Annotated in this window: 27 protein-coding genes; 23 read left to right on the top strand and 4 right to left on the bottom strand. The window is 65.5% G+C overall.

Annotated elements, in window-relative coordinates; genetic code table 11:
- Positions 1-15: 15 nt before the first annotated feature.
- The 23 genes from NT151_02225 (at position 16) to NT151_02115 (ending at position 18,963) form a co-directional block, all read left to right on the top strand.
- Positions 16-1,083, top strand: coding sequence for an EscU/YscU/HrcU family type III secretion system export apparatus switch protein (locus tag NT151_02225; protein MCX6537744.1), 1,068 nt, complete (start codon positions 16-18; stop codon positions 1,081-1,083).
- 22 nt (positions 1,084-1,105) lie between these two features.
- A complete protein-coding gene (flhA, locus tag NT151_02220) occupies positions 1,106-3,148 on the top strand; it encodes a flagellar biosynthesis protein FlhA (GenBank protein MCX6537743.1) in 2,043 nt (680 codons plus the stop codon).
- 1 nt (position 3,149) lies between these two features.
- The gene (locus tag NT151_02215; GenBank protein ID MCX6537742.1) at positions 3,150-4,145 is read left to right on the top strand and encodes a hypothetical protein; all 996 of its coding nucleotides are present in this window, start codon (positions 3,150-3,152) and stop codon (positions 4,143-4,145) included.
- Entirely contained in the window at positions 4,142-4,999 is an 858-nt protein-coding gene (locus tag NT151_02210; GenBank protein ID MCX6537741.1) for a MinD/ParA family protein, read from the top strand. The genes NT151_02215 and NT151_02210 overlap by 4 nt, the downstream gene beginning before the upstream one ends.
- On the top strand, positions 4,996-5,733 hold the full coding sequence (locus NT151_02205) for a FliA/WhiG family RNA polymerase sigma factor (GenBank protein MCX6537740.1): 738 nt from the start codon (positions 4,996-4,998) through the stop codon (positions 5,731-5,733). Before NT151_02210 ends, NT151_02205 begins: the two co-directional genes overlap by 4 nt.
- A complete protein-coding gene (gene fliM, locus NT151_02200; GenBank protein MCX6537739.1) occupies positions 5,733-6,731 on the top strand; it encodes a flagellar motor switch protein FliM in 999 nt (332 codons plus the stop codon). The genes NT151_02205 and fliM overlap by 1 nt, the downstream gene beginning before the upstream one ends.
- A gap of 1 nt (position 6,732) precedes the next feature.
- Positions 6,733-7,533: a FliM/FliN family flagellar motor switch protein gene (locus tag NT151_02195; protein ID MCX6537738.1), complete on the top strand. Its 801-nt coding sequence runs from the start codon at positions 6,733-6,735 to the stop codon at positions 7,531-7,533.
- A gap of 20 nt (positions 7,534-7,553) precedes the next feature.
- Positions 7,554-7,949, top strand: coding sequence for a hypothetical protein (locus NT151_02190; protein MCX6537737.1), 396 nt, complete (start codon positions 7,554-7,556; stop codon positions 7,947-7,949).
- Positions 7,930-8,733, top strand: coding sequence for a hypothetical protein (locus tag NT151_02185; GenBank protein ID MCX6537736.1), 804 nt, complete (start codon positions 7,930-7,932; stop codon positions 8,731-8,733). Before NT151_02190 ends, NT151_02185 begins: the two co-directional genes overlap by 20 nt.
- A 7-nt stretch (positions 8,734-8,740) precedes the next feature.
- Positions 8,741-9,463: a flagellar hook basal-body protein gene (locus NT151_02180; protein ID MCX6537735.1), complete on the top strand. Its 723-nt coding sequence runs from the start codon at positions 8,741-8,743 to the stop codon at positions 9,461-9,463.
- A gap of 64 nt (positions 9,464-9,527) precedes the next feature.
- Positions 9,528-10,316 (top strand): flagellar basal-body rod protein FlgG, encoded by a 789-nt coding sequence (flgG, locus tag NT151_02175; GenBank protein ID MCX6537734.1) that lies wholly within the window; start codon positions 9,528-9,530, stop codon positions 10,314-10,316.
- Between the two features lie 7 nt (positions 10,317-10,323).
- The gene (flgA, locus tag NT151_02170) at positions 10,324-11,010 is read left to right on the top strand and encodes a flagellar basal body P-ring formation chaperone FlgA (GenBank protein MCX6537733.1); all 687 of its coding nucleotides are present in this window, start codon (positions 10,324-10,326) and stop codon (positions 11,008-11,010) included.
- Positions 11,000-11,701, top strand: a complete 702-nt coding sequence (locus NT151_02165) for a flagellar basal body L-ring protein FlgH (GenBank protein MCX6537732.1) — start codon at positions 11,000-11,002, stop codon at positions 11,699-11,701. The genes flgA and NT151_02165 overlap by 11 nt, the downstream gene beginning before the upstream one ends.
- 23 nt (positions 11,702-11,724) lie before the next feature.
- Positions 11,725-12,840, top strand: coding sequence for a flagellar basal body P-ring protein FlgI (locus NT151_02160; protein ID MCX6537731.1), 1,116 nt, complete (start codon positions 11,725-11,727; stop codon positions 12,838-12,840).
- Between the two features lie 20 nt (positions 12,841-12,860).
- On the top strand, positions 12,861-13,754 hold the full coding sequence (locus NT151_02155; GenBank protein MCX6537730.1) for a peptidoglycan DD-metalloendopeptidase family protein: 894 nt from the start codon (positions 12,861-12,863) through the stop codon (positions 13,752-13,754).
- Positions 13,735-14,031, top strand: coding sequence for a flagellar biosynthesis anti-sigma factor FlgM (gene flgM / locus NT151_02150; protein ID MCX6537729.1), 297 nt, complete (start codon positions 13,735-13,737; stop codon positions 14,029-14,031). The genes NT151_02155 and flgM overlap by 20 nt, the downstream gene beginning before the upstream one ends.
- A gap of 127 nt (positions 14,032-14,158) precedes the next feature.
- Positions 14,159-14,527, top strand: a complete 369-nt coding sequence (locus NT151_02145) for a hypothetical protein (protein MCX6537728.1) — start codon at positions 14,159-14,161, stop codon at positions 14,525-14,527.
- On the top strand, positions 14,527-15,903 hold the full coding sequence (flgK, locus tag NT151_02140) for a flagellar hook-associated protein FlgK (protein MCX6537727.1): 1,377 nt from the start codon (positions 14,527-14,529) through the stop codon (positions 15,901-15,903). The genes NT151_02145 and flgK overlap by 1 nt, the downstream gene beginning before the upstream one ends.
- 30 nt (positions 15,904-15,933) lie before the next feature.
- The gene (locus NT151_02135; protein MCX6537726.1) at positions 15,934-16,827 is read left to right on the top strand and encodes a flagellin; all 894 of its coding nucleotides are present in this window, start codon (positions 15,934-15,936) and stop codon (positions 16,825-16,827) included.
- A complete protein-coding gene (gene fliW, locus NT151_02130; GenBank protein MCX6537725.1) occupies positions 16,824-17,303 on the top strand; it encodes a flagellar assembly protein FliW in 480 nt (159 codons plus the stop codon). Before NT151_02135 ends, fliW begins: the two co-directional genes overlap by 4 nt.
- A gap of 4 nt (positions 17,304-17,307) precedes the next feature.
- Positions 17,308-17,553 carry a carbon storage regulator CsrA gene (gene csrA / locus NT151_02125; GenBank protein ID MCX6537724.1) on the top strand — a complete coding sequence of 82 codons (246 nt, stop codon included), beginning with the start codon at positions 17,308-17,310 and terminating at the stop codon, positions 17,551-17,553.
- 10 nt (positions 17,554-17,563) lie between these two features.
- Positions 17,564-18,532 carry a GNAT family N-acetyltransferase gene (locus NT151_02120; GenBank protein ID MCX6537723.1) on the top strand — a complete coding sequence of 323 codons (969 nt, stop codon included), beginning with the start codon at positions 17,564-17,566 and terminating at the stop codon, positions 18,530-18,532.
- Between the two features lie 137 nt (positions 18,533-18,669).
- A complete protein-coding gene (locus NT151_02115) occupies positions 18,670-18,963 on the top strand; it encodes a hypothetical protein (GenBank protein MCX6537722.1) in 294 nt (97 codons plus the stop codon).
- A 45-nt stretch (positions 18,964-19,008) separates the two neighbouring features.
- Here NT151_02115 and NT151_02110 read toward each other — a convergent pair whose 3' ends face one another.
- From NT151_02110 to NT151_02095, 4 genes are all read right to left on the bottom strand, one after another.
- Positions 19,009-19,482, bottom strand: a complete 474-nt coding sequence (locus NT151_02110; protein MCX6537721.1) for a hypothetical protein — start codon at positions 19,480-19,482, stop codon at positions 19,009-19,011.
- Positions 19,479-19,880 (bottom strand): flagellar export chaperone FliS, encoded by a 402-nt coding sequence (fliS, locus tag NT151_02105; GenBank protein ID MCX6537720.1) that lies wholly within the window; start codon positions 19,878-19,880, stop codon positions 19,479-19,481. The genes NT151_02110 and fliS overlap by 4 nt, the downstream gene beginning before the upstream one ends.
- Positions 19,881-19,892: 12 nt before the next feature.
- On the bottom strand, positions 19,893-21,269 hold the full coding sequence (gene fliD / locus NT151_02100) for a flagellar filament capping protein FliD (GenBank protein MCX6537719.1): 1,377 nt from the start codon (positions 21,267-21,269) through the stop codon (positions 19,893-19,895).
- Positions 21,270-21,604: 335 nt separating this feature from the next.
- Positions 21,605-22,411 (bottom strand): flagellin, encoded by an 807-nt coding sequence (locus NT151_02095; GenBank protein MCX6537718.1) that lies wholly within the window; start codon positions 22,409-22,411, stop codon positions 21,605-21,607.
- Between the last annotated feature and the right edge of the window lie 167 nt (positions 22,412-22,578).

The following is a 22,578-nucleotide window of genomic DNA, read 5'->3' as shown; positions in this document are numbered from 1 at the left end:
GAGTGGACTGGAGAGATGGCGACCGACCGCACCGAACCACCAAGCGGAAAACGCCTGGGCGACCTCCGCAAGAAGGGACAACTCCCTCTTAGCAAGGATCTTTTGCAGGCGGCCTCGTTTCTCGCTGCAGTGATGGTGCTCAGCGGGCTCGGCAGCAGCATGGCTGGGACGCTCAAGGGAGCCGTCAAGCATTCGCTTGTCCGCGTCGGCACCTCGCCCCTGGCGCCGATTGACGGCAGCACGATTGGCCAGATGGTCATCGACGCCGTGGTGCAACTCGTGCTGATCTGCGGTCCGCTGGCGTGCGCGTCAGCCCTCAGTGTCGTGGCCGTCCAGGTGGCGTCGCAGAAAGGATTCGTGCTGGCGACCGAGGCCATCACGTTCAACTGGGGCAGCCTGAATCCGGCCAACGGGATCAAGCGGCTGGGACTTTCGCAGGGCGGCTACGAACTGCTCAAAGCGATAGTGGTGTCGGCCGCACTGGTGACGATCGGCTGGCAGACGATCCACGCCTTCGTGATGAACGGCGCCACGCTGGCGCGCATTGGCGTCGCTCCCGCGGTTGCGGCCGGCTGGGAGATCGCCATGGGGATGTTCTGGAAGGTGGCCGTCGTGTTGCTGGCGCTCGGCGCGGCCGACTACGGCTACCAGCGGTGGAGGTTCAAGCGGAACAACCGCATGACCAAGCAGGAAGTCAAAGACGAGAATCGGCAGTCGGAAGGCAACCCCGAAACCCGGGGGCGGATTCGTCGCATCCAACGCATGATGTTCCGGCAGCGCATGATGGCGGCCGTGCCGCGCGCGACGGTGGTCATCACCAACCCGACCCACTTTGCGATGGCGCTCGAGTACCACCGTGGCACGATGCCCGCGCCACGGGTGCTCGCCAAGGGCAAGAACCTCGTGGCGCAGCGCATCAAGGCGATTGCGCGCGAACACGGTGTGCCCATTGTCGAGAACCCCCCGCTAGCGCAGGCCCTCTACAAGAGCGTCGATGTGGGCGACCTGATTCCAGGCTCGCTGTTCGATGCGGTCGCCGAGGTGCTGGCGTACCTCATCCGCCTGAAGCAGTTGATTCTCTAGCCGTGAGAGGGCGAGCGTAACTATGGCAAAACGCAACATGGCAGGCCAGATGAAACGCGTGGCCCAGATGGTGGGCCCGGCAGCCATCATCGCGTCGGTCGGGTTGATGATCATCCCCCTGCCGCCGTTCATGCTCGACCTGCTGCTCTCGGTCGACATCGGGCTCGGCGTCGTGCTGCTGCTGACCGCCATCTACGTCAGGCAGCCCATCGAGTTCTCGGCGTTCCCTTCCCTGCTCCTGTTGCTCACGATGTTGCGATTGTCGCTGAACGTCGCGGGCACCCGCCTCATCCTGCTGAACGGGGCGGAGGGCACCGGCGCGGCCGGCCAGGTCATCATGGCGTTCGGCCAGTTTGTCGTCGGCGCCAATTTTGTTGTCGGTATCGTCGTCTTCCTTGTCCTGATTGCGATCCAGTTTCTCGTCATCAACCACGGCGCCTCGCGCATTTCAGAAGTGACTGCCAGGTTTACCCTGGACGCGATGCCCGGCCGTCAAATGGCGATTGATGCCGACCTGAACGCCGGCCTCATCGACGAGCACGAAGCCAGCTCCCGGCGCGAACGGATTCGCCGTGAAGCAGATTTCTACGGATCAATGGACGGCGCGATCCGGTTCACGCAGCGCGACGCGCTGGCGGCGCTCCTTATCACCTTCATCAACATCGTGGCCGGCCTCCTCATCGGCGTCCTGCAGCACGGACTGCCGCTCAAGACCGCGCTGACGACGTACACGATCCTGACGGTCGGCGAGGGACTGGTGACGGCCATCCCGGCGTTGCTCGTGTCGATGTCGGGCGCGCTGGTGACCACGCGCGCCTCGAGCGAGTCCGACCTGGGCGAAGACGTGGCCCAGCAGTTGTTGAGCAGTTCGCGCCCGCTGGCGGTTGGGGCCGGCGTGCTGTTTGCCATTGGGCTGGTGCCCGGGCTGCCGAAACTTCCATTCTGGATCGTCGCCTTCATCCTCGCCGCGGCGGCGATGGCCAACCGGAAGGCCATCGAACAGAAGCCAGACGCCGCAGCCGACGTCGCTCCTCCATCCGATTCCATCGAGTCGGCCGTCAACGTTGATCCGCTGGCCGTGGAAGTCGGATACGCCCTGGTGTCGATTGTCGACGAGCAGCAGGGCGGAACGCTGCTGTCGCGGTTGAAAGGCATCCGGCGCCAGATCGCCTCCGAGTCGGGCGTGGTGGTGCCGCCGGTACACATCGCGGACAACCTGCAACTGGCTCCGCGCGCCTATAACATTCTGGTCAAAGGCATCGAGGTGGCGCGCGGCGAACTCTACCCTGACCGCGTCCTCGCCATCAACCCGGGGACCGCAACGGGCACACTCGACGGCATCCAGACCCGCGAGCCGGCCTTCGGCCTGCCAGCCTGGTGGATCAACGCAGACCATCGCGATCGCGCGTCAACAGCCGGCTACACGGTGGTTGACGCGACGACCGCCCTGTCGACGCACGTGTCGGAGACGATCCGGGCGTTCCTGCCAGACCTGCTCGGCCGTCAGCAGGTCAAGGAGATGGTCGACCGGTTGGCGCAGTCGGCGCCAAAGCTGGTGGAAGACGTCGTTCCGAAGATCCTGTCGCTGGGCGAAATCCAGCGCGTACTGCGGCAACTGCTACGCGAACGGGTGCCCGCCAAGGATCTCGCCACGATCCTCGAGGCCGTGGCCGATGTCGCCGTCGTCTCCAAGGATACGGACCTGATGACCGAGGCGGCCAGGGCGGCCCTTGGCCGGGCCATCTGCAAGCAGTACCAGAACGAACGCGGCGAACTTCCGACGATTTCTCTGGCTCCGACGCTCGAGGAACGGCTGATGGCGTCGCTGGTCCGAACCGAACAGGGGCCGGTTCTGGCGATCGACCCCAGAGAGGCCCAGAACCTCGCCGCCAAGATCGGCCGGGCGATCGAATCCGCGATGGCACAACCCGTGCTTCTTTGTTCGGCAGGATTGAGACCGCACCTGTGGCGGCTGTTCTCACGAGTTCTGCCACATGTTGGGGTGCTGTCGCATACGGAGGTTCCGGCGCACGTGAAGGTTGCGCCGGTGGCGGTGCTCGACTGATATGTATCTCAAGACATATCGCGGAACTTCGGTTCGTGACCTGCTCGCGCAAGCACGCGAGGAGCTTGGTCCGAACGCCCTGGTCCTGGCGACGCGGCTGGTGCCGTCCGATGGATGGAAGGGCTGGTTCGGCTCCCGGGTGGTCGAGCTTCAGGCCGCTGCCGAGAGAAAAGTGTCGGACAGCCGACCACTCGAATCTCCCAGCCGTCAATCAACCGTCCCAGACAGCGAGATCGTGGCCCTGCTGGCGGCGACCGGCCTCGACCGGGATCTCGCCACCGAGGTGGCAGCCGCGATTCCGGCCGCGGGACGCCGAGGGGTTTCGGCCGCGGGTATCCGCAAGGCCCTTGGCGAGTGCCTGATTCCGTACGCTGCCGCCGACGAAGGGTACCGGCCTGTCGAGGTGTTTGTTGGCCCTCCGGGCGTTGGCAAGACCACGACCATCGCGAAGATCGCGGCCCAGCAGCGCGCCACGCACGGTGAGCGGCTGACGCTGGTGTCGGCCGACGGTTACCGCGTCGGTGCCATTGAGCAACTGCGCCTCTATGCCGACATTGTCGGTGCGCCGTTCAAGGTCGCCCGCACAGCCGAGGAACTCCATCAGGCGCTCATGCCAACGCGCGGCACCACGGGCGTGCTTGTCGACACGGCTGGCCGGTCTCCGCGCGACGAGGTGGCGCAGGAACTGTTCTCGATGCTGCGTGCCCGCAACGATGTGCGGACGCATCTGGTCGTGTCGGCCGCGACTGCCGCGAAGGACATCAGCCGCACCATCGACGAGTACCGGTGCGCGAAGCCGCACCGGATCGCCCTGACCCGCATCGACCAGATCGAGACGCTGTCTCCGATCGTGAAGGTGCTGCGGGACGAGCGCCTTCCCGTTTCGTACCTGGGCACAGGGCAGCGCGTTCCGGAAGACCTGGACCGCGCCACGGGCATCAATCTCGCCGGGCTCGTGCTCGGCGAGTCGCCGTTTCTCGACGCGAGGACTGCATGAGTGCATCGACGACATCTCCGTCGCACGGCCCGGTGACCATCGCCGTGACGAGTGGCAAAGGTGGCGTTGGCAAGACGAACGTCGTCGTCAATCTTGCCGTCGCGCTGGCGCGACTGCGCCACCGGGTGGTCGTGCTCGACGCGGACTTCGGTCTTGGCAACGTCGACGTGCTGCTCGGACTGGCGCCGCCGTTCCACATCGGGCACCTGCTGACCGGCGAACGGACGCTCTCCGAGATCATGGTCCGCGGGCCGCTCGGCATTCAGGTCATCCCGGCCAGTTCGGGCATCCGCGAGCTGGCGGCGCTGACCCCGCGGCAGCGCAAGCGGCTGACCGACGCGCTCCAGGAACTCGGTGACAGTTGCGACTTCCTGCTGATCGATACGGCGGCCGGCATCTCTAACAACGTGATCGAGACCGTGCGCGGCGCCCAGCTGGCGCTCATCGTGACATCGGTTGATCCGACCGCGGTGGTTGATGCCTACGCGATGCTCAAGCTGCTGACCAAACACGACGCCGGCCTGGAGATTGGTCTGGTCGTCAACGACGCCAGGGATGTTGACGATGCCCGGCTTGTCCACACGCAGCTCGACATCGCGTCGACCCGGTTTCTCCAGCGCGGGCTCCAGTACTACGGCCACATCGTCCACGACCAGACGTTGCGGGATGCGGTGCTCGTGCAGCGCCCGGTCGTCGACCACGTGCCGCAGGCGCCGTCGAGCCGCTGCTTCCGGACGCTGGCGTGCCGCCTCTCCGGGATGCGCCACGGCGGTCCTGGTCTTCGCGTGGTGTCGACGCCGCGCGTCGCTTCCCCCACCACGCCCCTCCGAATGGAGGCCCTGCGGTGCGCATGAACACCTACGCCGGCAGCCAGACTGAGCGCGACCGGCTTGTCGTCGCGCACATCGGACTCGTGAAGGCGATGGCCCAGCGCCTCGCGAGACGGCTCCCTCCCCAGGTGGATGTGGCCGACCTGGTCAGTATCGGCGTGCTTGGGCTGATCGAGGCGGCCGGGCGCTATCAGGCATCAACCGGGGTGCCGTTCGATGCGTTCGCGCGCCGACGCGTGCAGGGCGCCATGCTCGACGAACTGCGGGGCATGGACACGGCGCCCCGTTCGCTGCGCAAGCTGCGCCGCCACGTCGATGGCACCATTGCCCAGCTTCGTTTGACGCTTGGCCACGAGCCATCCGAAGCCGAGATTGCCAGCGCGCTCGGCATGACCGAGGAGCAGTACGGCGAGGCCTTCGAGCAGTTGCGGATGCTCGAGGTCGCGCAGGTGCGGCAACTGGACGAGTACGGCTCCGACCACGCACCCCTGCTCGATGTCTGCGTCGACCCCGACGAGGGGCCGGAAATCAGGCTGCAGCGACGCGAGTTGCGCGCGTTGCTCGCCTCCGCGATTGGCGAGCTGCCCGAACGGGAGCGGCAGGTCATCGCCCTGTATTACGAAGAAGAGCTGACGATGGCGGAGATCGGCGAGGTGCTGGGCGTGTGCGAGTCACGGGTGTCGCAGTTGCGGTCGCTCGCGATTTCGCGGTTGCGGTCGTCACTCAAAGACGGACTCAACAAGAGCAAGGCGCACTGATGGCCAAGATTCTCACCCAGGAAGAAATCGACCTCCTGATGGGATCGGCCAGCGTGCTGCGGAAAGAGCAGCCGATAGCGGATCCCGGCCCGGCGGCGACCAGTTCGGTCAGCTACGATTTCCGCCGGCCCGACCGGGTGTCGAAAGAACACATCCGCTCGTTGCAGTTGCTCCACGATCGGTTCGCGCGCAACGTCTCAGGGTCGCTTTCGGCGTACCTGCGCGCGGTCACTGAAGTGTCGAGCCTGTCGGTCGAACAGCTGACGTACGCGGAATTCCTGATGTCGGTGCCCGATCCGACCGCGTTCTACGCCGTGTCGATGGCGCCGCTTGACGGGGTCGCGGCCATTGAAATCAACCCGGCCATCGCCTTTTCGATGGTCGATCGCATGCTCGGCGGCAGCGGCCACGGCCTGCACCTGTCGCGGGCGCTCACCGAGATTGAACAAAACGTCGTCGACGGCATCATGAAGCTCGTCCTCGAGAACCTCACCGATACGTGGCGCAGCGTCCAGGACGTGCACTTCAAGATCTCCGGGCGCGACACCAGGCCGCAGATGCTTCAGGTGGCGGCGCCCAACGAGACCGTGCTCATCATGGTCTTCGACGTGAAGATCTGCGACGCCAGGGGCATTATCAACTTCTGCCTGCCGGCCTCCGTGATCGAGATGATCGGCGACAGTTTCGTGCAGAACTGGTACCGGGCGAAGCGCGAGCCGACACCCACCCAACGCCGGCAACTCGTCCAGACGCTGGGCCGCATTAGGCTGCCGGTCACCGTCGCCATGGACTCGTCGCTTCCGGCACGCGAGTTGCTGCTGCTCCAGCCAGGAGACGTGCTCTCGCTCGGTAAACCGGCATCACATCCTGTGAGGGTCCGGGTGGCAGACAGCACGAAGTACACGGGCCGGCTGATGCGGAACGGCACACAGGCTGCCGTGATGATCACCAGCGGTCCAGGCAGGCTGTCAGAGACGACCGGACCGCAGGGGGCGTAAGGTGACCGAACAGATCCTGGCGCAGGCCATCGCCGAAGAGTTGGGCACCGTCATCGCGACCTTGCTCGGGGGCGAATCGCGCGTGCGGCAGGACGCGGCGCCATCGTCGGCGGTCTGGGCGCTGCGATTCGCTGTTCAGGGCACGCTCCAAGGCACCGCGACACTGTTGATTCCCGCTGATGATGCCGGGCGGCTGACCTCCAAGGTGCTTGGATTCGAGGATGGTCCACCCGACGATGCAATCATCGACAATCTGCAGGAAATCGCCAAGCAGATCGCCGGATCGCTGAACATCAAGCCCGAACTCGAGGGCGTGCGGTTGTCGGCCGACGAGCCCGCGACCTCGCAGGCGTCAGCGCCCGCACACGCCAGTTGGGTCGGGATTTCCGTAGGTGATCTGGTACTCAAGGCCGGGCTGTCGAGTGCGCTGACCGTTGTCCAGGCCGCCGTGCCAGGGCCCGTCCCGAATGCCGCGCCCAGCCAGCCCGCGCCCTCGTCCGGCCGCGGCGACAGTCCGACCGGCCCAGGCGTGCCGCCCAATCTCGAACTCATTCTCGACATGGAGCTTCCGCTGTGGGTGCGCTTCGGCTGGACCAACATGACGCTGCAGGCGTTGTCGAAGCTCGGACCCGGCACCACGGTCGACCTCGAGCGACAGCCAGAAGACCCTGTCGAGGTGATGGTCAACAACATCGTGGTGGCCAGAGGGGAAGTGGTCGTCGTGTCGGGCAATTACGGTGTGCGCGTGACCGAGGTGATGAGCGCCCAGGAGCGCATCCGATCGATGGGTCCGGGCAACTAGGACACGAAGGAGAGAGCCGCGTGATCTACGCTGTTTCGCTGCTGGTGGTCGTCTGTGCGGTGCAGGGCTGGCTGTTGTGGCGCCTGGTCCGCTCGATGGGAAGCCTTACGCGCATGGAAGAGCGGCTCACCCGATGCACGCAGGGTCTCGCGCTGCTCGTGGACACGTCGGAATCGGGGTTCACGCTGCTCAGCAACGAACTCGGCAAGCTGTCGGCCACACCACCTCGGCCCGTGTCGAGCAAGGTCACGACGCGGCGCATTGTGACGGCCGCCAGCCGGGGACGTTCCGTGGCCGACATGGCCGCCAGCGCGGGTGTCTCAGAAGGAGAAGCCCGGCTCCGCATGTTGCTGAGAAATGCCGGCGGCACGAGCGCCGCCATGCCAGAGGATGGACATGACACGCTGCGCGCGTGATGGCTGCGGGCACCGGAGCCCGGCGTTTCTCGTCGCCTACGGAGCGTTTGGCGTGTCCATCGACCAGCGATGGTACTGCTCGACCCGGTGCGTCGAGATCACCGTGCGGGATCGGCTGGCCAAACTGCCGCCGGTCGAGCCGGCGTGGATCCAGAGCTGGCTGCCCATCAAGCTCGGCACTCTGCTCACGCGGCAAGTGGGACTGTCGAGCGACTCCATCGCGCAGGCGCTCGACCTGCAGCGCCGTAGCGGCGTGCCGTTTGGTCAGACCCTCAAGTCGCTCGGGCTGGTCACGCCCGAAGACCTCCTCAAGGCGCTGGCGACACAGGCCGGCGTGCGCTATCTCACCTCGGTTGATCCGGACGTCGTGGCACACCAACCCGGAGGCCTGTCGCACCACACCGTCAGGACGCTGGGGATCGTGCCGGTGGCGGCTGACCGCAAGCGCCACGAACTCCAGGTGGCCTGCACGGCACCGATTCCCGGGCACGCGGTCCGCGCGCTCTCGCGGCTGACCAAGTGGGTGGTTGAGCCGCTCCTGGTCTCCGATGAATCGCTTCCGCACCTGGTCAATGTGTACACAAGCGCCGGTGCGCAGTTGCCCGCCTTGCGTGGCAGCGTCTGCGATGTCGACACGGGCGCTGCCACGGTCGCCCGAATCGCGCGGTCACTCAGGAAGGTCCGCATGCAGCACGAGCGCTGCGATCCCTACGTGTGGGTTCGGCTGGAAAGTCACGGTTCGTCGGCCGACGTCCTGATGACGATGGCCTTGGCCGGGAGGTAGGCAAGCTATGCCAGGCGGCATCTACGCGGCATTGAGCGGCATGCGCACACGGATGGAACGGCTGGACCGGATCGCCGAGGATATCGCGAACTCCGGCACGGCAGGCTACAAGGGCGACCGGGCCACGACGGTGGTGGCCGAGCGCGAGTCGTTCGGGGACACGCTCGCCTCTGCCGTCGATGTCATGTCGGCTCAGCCCAAGGTCGATTTCCGCGAAGGCGCGGTGGTGGCGACGGGTCGTGACCTGGATCTCGCGATAGAGGGGAGCGGGTTCTTCTCGATCCAGACGCCCGCCGGTGTTCGCTACACGCGCAGCGGCCACTTTACCCGCGCGGCCGACGGCACGATCACCACGCCGGACGGCGACCCGCTGCTTGGTGACGGCGGCCCGCTGCGCCTGCCCCCTGGACAGTTGGATTTCGGCGCGGATGGCACTATCCGTGTCGGTAAAACGACGGTAGGCCGGCCCAGCGTCACTGTTTTCAGCGATATGAGCCAGTTGGTCCGTGAGAACGGCGTCCGATTTCGGGCGCTCGACAGTCTCACACCAGCCACCGCCCCAGACAGCCGGATCCGATCAGGCATGCTCGAGCAGTCTAACGTCTTGCCGACAGAGAGGATGGCGCAACTGATCGGCACGTCCCGCAGTTTCGACGCGCTCCAACGGGGCATCGTGGTACTCATGAACGACATCGACGCCCGGGCCATCACGGAACTCGGCCGCCGCTGACGGCCGAGCCCGCATCGGACCGCTTCTTGCACACTTCATTGCCGTAATCAGGAGAGCCAGACCTATGATTCGTGCGCTCTATACTGCGGCGAGCGGGATGGCGGCCCAGCAGGCCAACATCGATACCGTCGCCAACAATCTCGCCAACGTGAACACCGCCGGGTTCAAGAAGACCCGGATGGAGTTCGCCGACCTCGTGTACCAGCAGGTCAAGGCGTCCGGCAGCCCGACATCGACCAGTTCCGACGCGCCGATCGGCCTCGAGATCGGCCTCGGCACGCGAACGGTTGCCACCACGCGCGACTTCAGTACCGGCAATCTGCGGTCGACCAGCAACCCGCTCGACCTCGCGCTGCAGGGCCGGGGCTTTTTCCAGGTGTCATTGCCCGATGGTGGCGTGGGCTACACGCGGACCGGGTCGTTTCACCTCAGTGCCGAAGGGGCACTGGTGACCTCGGAGGGCTACAAGCTCGAGCCCGGGATCACGATTCCCCCGAATGCGACATCCATCACGATCGCAGCGACCGGCGTCGTCTCGGTCGCCATCGCAGGCCAGTCTGCGGTTCAGCAGATTGGCACCATCGAGATCGCGTCGTTCCAGAATCCGGCCGGTCTCAACGCGATGGGCGGCAATATCTTCACGGTCGCGACGGCGTCAGGCGAAGCGACGACCGGCGTGCCGGGCGCCGACGGGGTCGGCACGATTGCGCAGGGGTTCCTCGAGGAATCCAACGTGAGCGTCGTTGAGGAAATGGTCAACATGATCCTCGGACAGCGGGCGTACGAGGCCAACTCGAAGGTGGTAAAAGCCGCCGATGAGATGCTCCAGCAAACCAATGCCATGGCTCGGTAGCGTCGCCATGGCTGTGGCGCTCCTGATGTCGGCACGGCCAGTCGTCGCGCAGAGCGCGGCGGCCGACGATCCCGCGGTGCGCCACGCCATCATCAAGGCGGTGCAGGCACGGCTGGGAACCGATGCGGAGGTCAGGCTCGACAAGGTGAAGATCGTGCGCGGCCCGGCCGCTGACCTCGTCGCGATTCCCGAACCTGGATCCCGCCTCGGCCGCCTCATCCGATTCACGCTGCGGTCGGCGGCGGCGCAAAGAGGGGGCGACCTGGTGGCTTCTGTCGGCTACGCCCTCGCCGAGGTTCACGCGGCGGCGCCGCATCTCGAGGTCGGGCGTGTGATCACGCGGGGCAGCGAACTTCTGGCAGAGGACCTGGTGGAAATAGATGACGACCTCGGCGCCGTGCTGCTCGGGCCGCTGCCCATCCTGGCAGATGCGGTTGGCACCCATGCGGCCCGCGATCTTCAGCAGGGCGAAGTCGTCACGGCCACGATGCTGAGGGTCCAGCCGCTGGTGCGCAGCGGCGAGATGGTCCGCACACGCGCGATTGTCGGCCGCGTCGAAGTGAGCGGCCGCGCCATCGCCCAACAGAGCGGACAGCGCAACGATCGCATCAAGCTCATCAACCCGGACAGCCGAAAGTCACTGACCGGCACGATTACCGGCGCCGGAGAGGTGGTCATCGTTCATGAGATCTAACCGACGACACGATTGGGTTCCCATCTGTGGCCTGTTCATCGCGCTCGCCGGCGGCATGGCCGGCGCGCAGCAACCGCAGGCCACTGGGAAGGAGGCCGCGTATGACGTCCTCTTTCCGCGCTATCTCCAGGCGGCTCGCCAGATGTCCTCTGACGAGAAGACGTCGTTCAGGTGGATGGCCAATCTGGGCTCCGACTTCCGCGCGCGCGACGTCAACGACCTGGTGACGATCCAGGTCGTGGAGAACATCACGGCGTCGGGGTCGGCCGATACGAACCTGGCCAAGAAGGGCTCCAACTCGGCCTCGCTCGGGAAGTTCTTCGGACTCGAGACGAAACTGCCGAGCTTCATCGATCCAACCAACCTGGCGTCACCCTCGTCGAGCTCCGACTTCAAGGGCAGCGGCACGACCTCGCGCACCGGCGCGCTGACGGCCATCATGACCGCGCGCGTCGTCGAAGTGCTGCCCAACGGCGACCTGGTGCTCGAAGGGGCACGCGAAATCGACATCAACGGCGATCGCCAAGTCATCGTGCTGACCGGCGTCGTGCGGCGGGTCGACCTGGCGCCCGACAATTCGGTGTCGTCGGCCCGCGTCGGACAACTGCGGATTCGCTACTTCGGGAACGGCCTGATCAAAGACAGCCTGAAACCGGGCTGGCTGGTCCGGCTGCTCAACAAAGTCTTCTGACGATCAACACGTGCGGGACTGATATGGCTCGACAGATTGTGATCGCACTACTGCTGGGGACTCTGCTGACGCTTTCTGCGGCGCTGGCGGTATCGGCCGGCCCGGTGCGCCTGAAGGACGTGGCGACGCTCCAGGGCGTGCAGGCCACGCCGCTTGTCGGGTACGGGCTCGTCGTCGGTCTCAACAAGACCGGCGATCGACGGCAGACACTGTTCTCGGCGCAGACGCTGGCCAACATGCTCGAACGGTTTGGCGTGTCGGTGCCCGGCAGTCAGATCAAGATCGAGAACATCGCCGCGGTCATCGTCACGGCCGAACTGCCGGCATTCGTCCGCAACGGGAACAGGCTCGATGTGACGGTGTCGTCAGTGGGTGATGCGCGAAGCCTGCAGGGCGGGACGCTGCTGCCGACCGGTCTTCGCGGCCCCGACGGCACGACCTACGCACTCGCGCAGGGACAGCTCACGCTTGGCGGCTTCGGAGGCGGCTCGGGCGGCAACAGTGTTCAGGTGAATCATCTGACGGCCGGACGGGTGCCTGGTGGCGGTCTGGTTCAGACCGTGTCTCGCGCGCAGTTGCCGGCCAGCGGCGAGATCACGCTCGCCTTGCGCGACCCCGACTTTGTGAGCGCGTCCCGGGTTGCCGAAGCCATCAACAAGGAACTGGGCGGATCAGTCGCCCGTGCGGTCGACTCGGCCAACGTCACCGTCAAGGTGCCGGCGGCAAGCCTTGCGTCGGTCTCTGACTTCATGGCGCGGCTCGAACCGATTGCCGTCACCGTTGACGAAGTCGCCCGGGTGGTCGTCAACGAGCGGACTGGTACCGTCGTCGTTGGGGCGCACGTCACGCTCGGGCCGGCCGCCGTGGCGCATGGCAACCTGTCGGTGAAGATCAGCACGCACAACGAAGTGTCGCAGCCGCCGCCGATGTCACAGAAGGGCGAGACGACGGTTGTGCCGCAGACGTCGGTCGACGTCAAGGAAGGCACGGGACAGCTCGTGGCGCTCGAGGAAGGCGCTACGCTGCACGATGTGGTGCGCGCGCTGAACGCGCTCGGTGCCACACCACGCGACATTATCGCCATCATGCAGGCGCTGAAGGCGGCAGGCGCGCTTAGAGCCGAACTGATCATCATCTAACGGAAAGACCGACACGACCGATGGACCTCCCACTCAACATCTCATCGCTTCCGCCAGGCACGAATCCGGTCAACCCGGAGCGCGCGGCGATCGAGCGCCAGAAGGTGACTGAGCTGGCCCAGGAGTTCGAGTCGATCATGATGCTGCAGATGTTGCGACAGATGCGGCAGACCATGCTCGACGAAGAGGATGGCGAGAAGGGGCTGTCGGCCGACACCATGACCGACACCGTCAACACGGAACTGGCGCGGCAGTTGAGCCGTGCGGGGGGGATCGGGATTGCCGACTCCCTGCTCAGGGCGCTGGACCAGCGGGCGGTAGTTCCGGTCACGCCAGGCGTGGCTGAAATCGGGACTTCGGCGCCGGTCGAACCGACACCGGCTACGGCTCCGTACTTGCATACTCACGAGCCGGTCGCGCCGTTGATCGGGAAGGGTGTGGCGATGACGTCACCGTACGGGTGGCGGGCCGACCCGTTCACGGGCGCCCAGAAGTATCACGGGGGAATCGACCTTGGGGCGGCCTACGGGACGGCCGTTCCAGCGGCAGCCGGGGGGCGTGTTGTGGCAGCGGGAGAGCAGGGAGCCTACGGGACACAGGTTGTGATCGAGCATGAAACAGGGCTCCAGACACGATACGCGCACCTGTCGGCCGTCAACGTGGCGGTCGGCGATCGGGTCGGGCAGGGTCAGGAAATCGGCCGGGTTGGTCAAAGCGGGCGGGCCACGGGGCCGCACCTGCACTTCGAAGTGATTCGGGATGGACAGCGCGTTGACCCAACGGGGGTCATGGCGCTGGGCGGGTCGGGGTTCGACGGATTAAAGTTATTGGGCAGCGATGCCGATTTCCCTGTCGGAGGACGTGTAAGCCCGCCCTCCACAACAGGAGCCGACGATGAAAATCGAGGGCACTAGCCCAAATCTTGAATCCGTCGCCACCCCGCAAACGGGGCGCGTGGGCACCGGCCGGGCAAAAGACGCCCAGCAAGGGCCCGCAGCCCAGGTAACCGACCGGGTTCAGGTCTCCGAAGACGCGGCGCTGGCCGATGCTGCACGCCTTGCAGCGGAAGCCGCTCCGAATATCCGGCAGGACCTGGTCGAACAGATGCGGGCGAAGTTGTCGGCGGGCGAGATTGGGAACGACGCTGAGCGGTTGGCCGATCGGCTGATCGATCACCTGCTCGAATCCTGACGCCTCCCGCCAGATTGGGGCGCGTGCAGCCGGCATGTGCCGACCCCTCCCTCGGGGTTGGTTCGTGCCGCGTGGCTGTCCGCCCTCTCGCCCGAGAAAGGGACCGGCGACCCCGGTCTGAACAGCCATGCAGACCACTGCGGAACGCGACACGGGACCCCATCCCGTCGCGCTTGGCCTCCGGGCGACCCTCGAACGGCTGGCCGATGCGCTGACCAACGTCAACCTTGACACCTTGCTCGCCTGCGAAGGCGAGATGGCGTCGACGCTGGCGGCCTCCAGCCAGCGGACCGAGGTAGACCCGGCGGCACGTGCCGCGACCGCTCGCGAACTGCTTGCGGCCAGGGCCGCGCTGGTCAGGTGCTCCCGTCTCGGGGCGACGCTAGCCGATCTGACGCGTCTTTCTCTGGCGTCCCAGGGGGTCGGCCAGACCTACGGCCGGCGCGGGGAATCCCGTGCCGCCGCGGGCGTGCACGCATTGGAGGCGAAGGGCTAGTGTCTGGACTGTTTGGAACACTCGGCGCCACCTCGCGAGCGCTCGATGCCCAGAGTTACGGACTCGACGTGACGGGGCAGAACATCGCCAACGTCAACACGCCCGGGTATGCGAAACGCCAGGTGGTCCTGACGGCGAACGCAGCGCCGGATCCCATGACAGCGGGGGCGGGCGTCCTGATCGCCGGCGTACGTAGCACGCGCGATCGGTTGCTCGAACGCCGCCTCCAGATGGAGAAACCAAGCGAAGCGCGCGAAGGAGCGATTGCCGACTCCCTCAGTGTCGTCCAGACCGCGATTGGCCTTCCCGGCCAGTCGATCGATGCGCAGTTGAGCGCCTTCTTCGATTCAGCCTCGCGTCTCTCGGCGGATCCCACCGCGTCGACGGCCCGGCAGGGCTTCGTAATCGCCGGGCAGAACCTGGCGGCGGCGTTTCGGGACATGGCCGACCGGTTGTCGACGGCGCAGCGCGACGCGGATACGAAGGTGCGCGGCAACGTCGATGAGATCAACATCCTGACCGCGAAGATTGCGACGTTGAATGGCCAGTTGGGTCAGGTGCCGGCAGACAACACCCAATCGCTGACGCTTCAAGACCAGGAGAAGGTCGCGCTCGATCGCCTGACTCAGTTGGTGGATGTCAATGCGATCGCACGCGCTGATGGCGGGATCGACTTGACGGTGGGCAACGGGCGCCCGCTGGTCGTCGGTGCCGAGAGCGTCAGTCTCGAGGCGACGCAGCAGCCGCCCTTGAGTTTCGTCGATGTGGTCAGCGGCGGCCAGTCAATCACCTCGGAGGTGACCGGCGGCGAACTGGCAGGGAATCTCCAGGTCCGGGATCAGTTCATTCCCGACTATCAGAATCGTCTCAACACATTGGCGTCCCAGTTTGCCGCCTCGGTCAACGCTATCCATTCGGCCGGGTTTGATGGCAACGGGAACGCCGGTACGGCCTTCTTCACCACCGATCCGGCCGCTGGAGCGGCCGCGTCGATTGCGGTCAATCCTGCGATTGTCGCCGATTCGAGCCTGGTTGCTGCGGCGGGTGTGCAGGCGCCTGGCGACAACCAGGCGGCCCGCGACATCGCGAACCTTCGCGATGCCACGGTGATGGACGGCGGGCGCTCGACCTTCAGCGACGCGTGGGGACAGCTGACCTACCGGGTCGGGAGCGATACCCAGACGGCCCGCGAAGACCAAGCCAGCCGCCAGGCGATCGTCACGCAGGTGCAGTCGCTTGCCGACGCGGCGTCGGGTGTCTCGCTCGACGAAGAATCGATGATGATGCTCAAGTACCAGCGGGCGTACGAAGCCAACGCCCAGTTCTTCAGGGCCATCAACGACACCATTGCGACGTTGTTCACGATGGTGAGCTAATAGCGCACTGGCCCATCCGACGAGGACGATATGCGCGTGACCTTCAACACCAATCTGGCGGACCTGTTGCAGGCGATCTCTGTCGCGTCGTCCCAGATGGCGACCGCCCAACTTCAAGTGGCGACCGGACGCCGGCTCAACGCGGCGAGCGACGATCCGACGGCGGCGCAGGCCGCCGTCTCGGAACACTCGCAGATGGCCGCCACCGACCAGTACCAGGCGACGGCCGATTCGGTGTCGTCGCGCCTGTCGGTCGTGGATAGCGCCTTATCCACATTGATCAACCAGGCGACATCGGCGCAGTCGGCAGTGCTCTCTGCCCGTACGTCCACCGCCACGTCGGTGCAGCGCGAGGCTGCGGCCAGCCAACTCGAGAGCATCCGCGCCTCGATCGTGTCGCTGATGAACACCAGGTTCCAGGGCGCGTACTTGTTTTCCGGCAATAACCCGACGGTCGCCCCCTATACCGAGACCAACGGCACCGTCTCCGCCTATCAGGGCGGCAGCGGCACCGTGAACGTGGACATCGATCGACAGACCGCCGTGCAGGTCGGGTTTTCGAGCGACCAGATTCTCAAGGGAGCCGACAGCAAAGACCTGATTCAGGTCCTCACTGATCTGGCCACGGCCGTTCGGGCGGGCGATGACACGGCGATGCAGAACGGAGCCACCGCACTGGATTCTGCGTTCTCGCGCTTGACGGCGGCGCAGACGAGAGTGGGCAACGAGATGGACCAGGTCACCTTATGCCAGCAGCAACTCATCGTGCGCCACTTGAGTGCGCAGACGCGATTGTCGACGCTCGAAGACGCGGATCTCGCGACAGCTGCCACCGAGATGAACCGCGCGAGTGTCGCGTACCAGGCAGCTTTGAAGGCCACCGCCAGCGCAACGCAGCCGACATTGCTGGACTATCTCAAATGAGCACTTCCGCCATGAACACGCAGGTGTTGGACCCTCCATGTGACGACGAGGCGGTGATGCGGGTCGATACCCGCTTCGGCGTCTTCGATACCGATCGGCGCAGCCTCGTGGCGTTCCCGGTTGGCCTCCCTGCCTTCGAGCAGTGTCGGCACTTCGTGCTGATGGCATCGCCGTCGATCGCGCCGTTCCAGTGTCTGCATGCGGTTGACGGCCCGCCTGCATCATTTCTCGTGATCAACCCGCGTCTCGTGTTTCCCGAGTACCGCTGCAAGCTCAGTCCCGCCGACCGCGAACGATTCCAGGTGACCAACGACGCGCCGTTGCTGTGGCTCGTGCTGGTGTCGCTCAAGGAGAACGGAGAGGCCACCGCGAATCTGCGGGCGCCGATCGTCATCAATCCGACGCGGATGGTCGGTTACCAGGTGATGCCGCACGACAGCCTGTACCCGATGCGGTATCCGCTGGTGAGCGACTAACGCCGTGCTCGTCGTCACACGCAAACGCAACGAAGCGATCATCATCGGCGAGGGCATCGAAGTCCGGGTGCTGAGAATCGGCCGCGATGGCGTCCGCATCGGCATCACCGCGCCGCCACACGTCCCGGTCAATCGAGCGGAGATCTACGACCTGATTCGCGCAGAAAACCTCGAGGCCTCGCACAGCCAAGCGCCGGCAGGCGCGCTTGCGAGCCATCTCCGCCAGCGGGCGGCGACGGCAGAGGGATAAGGCGCCCCGCATGACGCTCGATGACTGGCGCGACGCAAACAGCACGCTGGTCGCGGGTCTGTACGAAGACGAGCAGCGGCGATGGCAGCGTGAACTCGCGTGGGATACATGCACGTCATGGGCGATTGTCGAAGCTGGCCGGCAGCGGGGCGATGTGCTGGGCTGGATTCTGCGCGACCAGACGGGCGAGGTCCGCGGGTGGACCTACTACGTGCTGTTCGAAGGAGAGCTCCAGATCGGCGCGCTCTCCGCCGACCGCGCGATCGACGTGCGCGAATTGCTCGACGGCGTACTCGGATCGCCTGAAGCCAGCCTGGCATCATCCATCAGCTGCTTTGTCTACCCCGCGCCGGCATCATTGCTGAGCGCGCTGCGCCGGCGCAGATTCTCGGTGCGCCGCTCGCTCTACCTCACGCTTCCACTGGGCGCAGATACCTTCGACCGACGTCCAGGGGCGGCTGGCCTGCGTATGCGGCCGTACCGCAGCGCGGACATGCTCGGAGCCGTACGTTTGCTCGCCAGCGCCTACGACGGTGCGCCTGGCGCCGTGTGTTTTGCGCCGCATGGTCGTCTTGACGAGTGGGTGCGGTACCTGAGGCAACTCATCGAACGGCAGTCGTGCGGCCGGTTTCTGCCCGAGGCCTCGTTTGTCGCTGATGACCCGTCGAGTGGCCGGTTGCTGGGAGCGGTGCTGACCACTGCGCTCTCTCCCGGCACGGCGCACATCGCGCAAGTGGTGGTCGGGCCCCAGAACGCGCGCCAGGGTGTCGGCCGCACGTTGCTCAGCCAGGCATTCGCCGCGGCTGGGCAGGCCGGGTACTCCTCGATCACGCTGATGGTCGACGAAGGGAACGCACCGGCCAGGACGCTCTATGCCAGGCAGGGATTCGTCGAGTGCTCTGCCTTTGCCTCCGCGCGGAGAGCTGGTCTGGTCCGGATCAACTATGGACCGTCAGCAGGACGTCGTCTCGCCGTGTGACTTGCCGCCTCCGCGCGGGACCATCTGTTTCCCCTCTCCTCACTTATCGCCGCCATTTGCCGGTTGATGTGGGTGTCTGGCGTCATTGCTGACGCGGCGGGGAGATTTGTACGGTCAGAACCATCAACGCGCGTTTCATGCAGGCAGTCTTCTTGATAATCACCGGGGCGTGCACGCTGCTCGTTCTGCAGGCCCGTCTCTCGGCCCAGACCAGTGACCAGGCGACGCGGCAGGTTCATCAGGGCACCTTCACGGTGTCGGCGACCCACGTCGTGGCAACCACTCCATCCGATTCGGACGTCAAGAAACCCGCCAGCGACGAGAAGTCGAACAAGGACGGGAAGGACGCGAAGAAGGATGCCCCGGCCGCGAAGGCCGACCCGCGGGTACCTGGGCGATACCACCAAGCCGAGTTTCACCGACCTGTATGATCGCGTGTTTGGCGGCTTCCAGCGCATCGGCTGGCTCAGATAGGTTCAGCCGCGGCGATCGACCAGGCCGACTCCTGTTACCGGAGGCGCGACGACGCGCCGATAGGCCGCCAGCGTCGAGCCAGCCACATTCAGCGTGTCGGCCGCGAAGCGTCGTGCGACCTCGGCTTCCTGAAGTGCCTGCTGTGTGTCCTGGTCAGAGTGGACGATGGTGGCGACCAGGTCGGCCGCTGTTCGATGAAGTTGCGCAATCTCGGCGAAGCCGTCCATCCCGGCGACAGCTTCTCGATTGGCCGCCAGTTCCTGCCGGGTGGTTCGAAGATTCTCTTCGATGGTTACCAGGGCGGCCATGATCCGATCGCGCTCCTGCGCAATCCTGGAGAGCAGATCAGTGGCCTGGCCGTCGAGCGCATCCCGCTGGGCCAAGGCGAGACGCTGGAGTTGATGCAACAGCGCCACCTCGGCCTCGAGTCCAGGACCATAGAGGGCGAGGTGCTGCCGCAGGTGCTCGTCGCTCACGCTTGGGCCCGTGTTCCGGGCAGCGCGTTGGCGATCTGCTGCCATCCGTCCCGCAGTGTGGACAGCAGGCGGTGCACTTCGTCGAGGGCGGTGGCGTCCTTCTTCGTGTTGGCGTCCACCATGCGTCCGATGAGGTACGTATAGAGCGCGTCCAGCGACGTCGAGATTTCTCCACCGGCCGTCATGTCGAGCGAACTCTGCAACTGGCTGACAATCGCCATCGCCTTCGACAGGCCATCTTTTCGCGCGTGCAGGTCGCCGCCCGAGGCGCCATCGCGCGCCCTTGCGATGTTGGCAATCGCCCCGTCGTACAGCCTGACAACAAGCTCGAGGGGCGTACCGCACTCAACTGCCGTTCGCTGGTATTGGGCCGCGGCCCGCGCTGCTGCAGACAACATGCTGATGATTCCCTAGAACAACTTGTACTGCGAGCCGAGACTGGAGAGCGATCCCGCCGAACTGTTCAGCTGGGACATGAGCGAGTCGGCCGCCGTGAACTGCTGCTGGAGAGACGTCTTCTGGACCGCGAGTCGCGTATCCATGTCCGCGAGCTGGGTGTCCATGTTCGACACCTGCAGATGGAGCCGATCCGTGGTGCTCGCGATGAGCCCGCCCGAGCTCGCGTAGTTGTCGAGCGTGTCCCGGAGCGAGCTGAACACCCCCGCGTTGGTTCCGTCGCCGCCAAACAGGTGACGCACGTCGGTTTCGCCGGCCGCAAGCGCATCGCTCAAGGCCGATGAATCCAGCGTGAGCTTGCCGGTCTGGTCGAAACCGACGCCGATCACGGCCAGACTCGATTGCGCCCCGCCTGCCGTGTAACTCGAGTTGATCGTCCCCCGGAGCTCGGACCACATCATCCGGAGCAGCGGATCACGGCCGATTCCGTCCGTGCCCGTGCCTTGCTGCTGGATGAAGGTCACCAGCCCGTTATAGGAATCCACGAACTTCTGGACCTGGGCAAGCGTCGTGTCGGTGGTCTTGGAGACGCTGACGGTCTCGCTTTGTCCCGGCGCGGTCTTGCTGAGCAGGGTCAACGTCGTGCCGGGCGCCGCCCCGTCAATCGTGTTGGTGGCGCTCCTGATCGGCACGTTGTTGACCAGCACGTCGGCGTCGGTCGCCTGCATGGCGTTGTCGGCCGTGCTATCGCCGCTGATGCCGTCGTTGTTGGTGTCGGTGAACGCGATAAGCGACGCGCCCGACCCGAGCGTGAGCGAATTGGTGATGGTGAAGGCGTTTGCCGTTCCGGTGTCGTTTCCGGTGAGCATCAGCGCGTAAGTGCCGGTCGTCGGAGACACAATTGAGGCGGTCATACCCGTGTCTGCGGTCGCATTGATCGCATCGGCCAGACCCTGGAGCGTCAGGCTCTTGCCGGCCAGGTCCACCGTGCCGCTGCCGATATTGAGCGTGCCGCCGTCGGCCACAACCGTCGTGTTGACATCGGTTTGGCGGCTGGTCGCCAAGGTGACCTGGGCGTGAGCCAATTCATTGACGACGACATCGTAGAGGCCGGGGACCGCCCCGCTCGCGGCGGAGGCGGTCACCACGGACTCATCGGTGGAAGAAGCCGTGCGGCCGCTGGTGACGGCCGGATCGGTCAGATCATTGCTGATGGATGAAAGGGCGCTGAGCTTGGTGGCCAGGGCAGCGAAGGCGCTCGATTTCGACCGCAAGTCCGTTTGCTGGGCCGCCAGCGTCGTCCGGGGCAGTTGCGCCTGAGCCATGAGCAGGTTCAGAACGGAATTGAAGTCGATGTTGTTGAAGCCGCTGAAGGTGATGGGCGAACTCATGGGACCCTTTCCTCAGGCGGCGCGTCGGGATCTCCGGCGTGCAGCCATTCGCCCGAGCGACTCGATAACGACCTGTGGGAGTCGGCAGACCGGCTCACCTGTCGAAATATCGACCAGTCGCATGATCGGGCGACCGTCGTATGCGCGCGTGTCGGCCTTGATACAGAGCCGATGACGCGCCAAAAGGGCCGCGACCGAAGGGGGCGCCAAGCCACGCCCCGAGTCGACGGCCGCTTGTGCGTATGCGAAATTTGGGCCAATCATAAGGTCGGCAAAAAAACCGAAAGAGGGCGTGGGGGGCACCAAGGCCGACCACGCCCTCCATGAGGGATGTCTTACCGCAACAGCGCCAGGACCGACGAGGTCGACTGGTTCGCCTGGGCGAGGGCCGCGATGCCGCTCTGCGACAGGATACTGAACCGGGTCATGTTGGCCGCTTCCTCCGCCACGTTGGCGTCACGGATCCGGCTCTCGGCGGCCTGGGTGTTCACCTGCTTGGACTGCGCCAGGCTGATCGCGAACTGCAGGTTGTTCTGGAGCGACCCGACCGAGCTCTGGACCCCGCCAAGCGTCGCCACCGCCGCCGCCACTTTGGACACTGCGTCGATGGCGTGGGCCTGGGTGTCGACGGCCGAGGCGTTGATGCCGAGCGAGGTCAGGTCCACCGCGGCGACCGTGCCGGCCACCATGCCATCGGATGCCGAGGTCGAGTTGCTCACGAACACCGAGAAGCTGCTCTGGGTGTCGAGGCCCGCCACTTTGGCTTCGCGGGTGATCTCGGCCGTGACCTTGTCGAACTCCGAGTTCAGGTTGGCCAGGCTGAGGCCCGCCTTGCCGGACGAGGCCTGGGTCGCCAGCGTGGCAAGCCGATCGAGCAAGTTCGAGATGTTACCGAGCGCGCCGTCCTTGATTTGCAGGTCGGACATGCCATCGTTGGCGTTCCGGATGCCTTGGCTCAGGATCGCGGAGCTGTTGCGGTAGCCGTTCGCCACGGCGAGGCCGGCCGCGTCATCACCCGACTGGTTGATGCGGAAGCCGCTCGACAGGCGGCTCAGCGCCTTCTGCAAGCCGAGCTGTGTGGCCTGCAGGTTGGTCTGTGCGTAGGCCGCTGTGATGTTGTTGACGACTGAGAACGATGCCATTGCCGTTCCTCCCTGAAAGTGGTGGGCGTCCTTGCCCTGGCAGACGGCCGGAGTGGCCATCTCTCTGTGCCGAAGAGGTAATCGGACCGTTTGCGAAGTTCTTGAATCGGATTAGGAGGGAGTCTTCGTGGCGCTGTCCGGGCGCGACCAATTGCGGCCGAGGCAGA

It is taken from the genome of Acidobacteriota bacterium (assembly GCA_026393675.1).
Classification (GTDB): Bacteria; Acidobacteriota; Vicinamibacteria; order Vicinamibacterales; family JAKQTR01; genus JBAXOX01.
The sequence above is the reverse complement of the archived record's forward strand: the minus strand, read 5'-3'. Positions and strand labels throughout refer to the sequence as shown.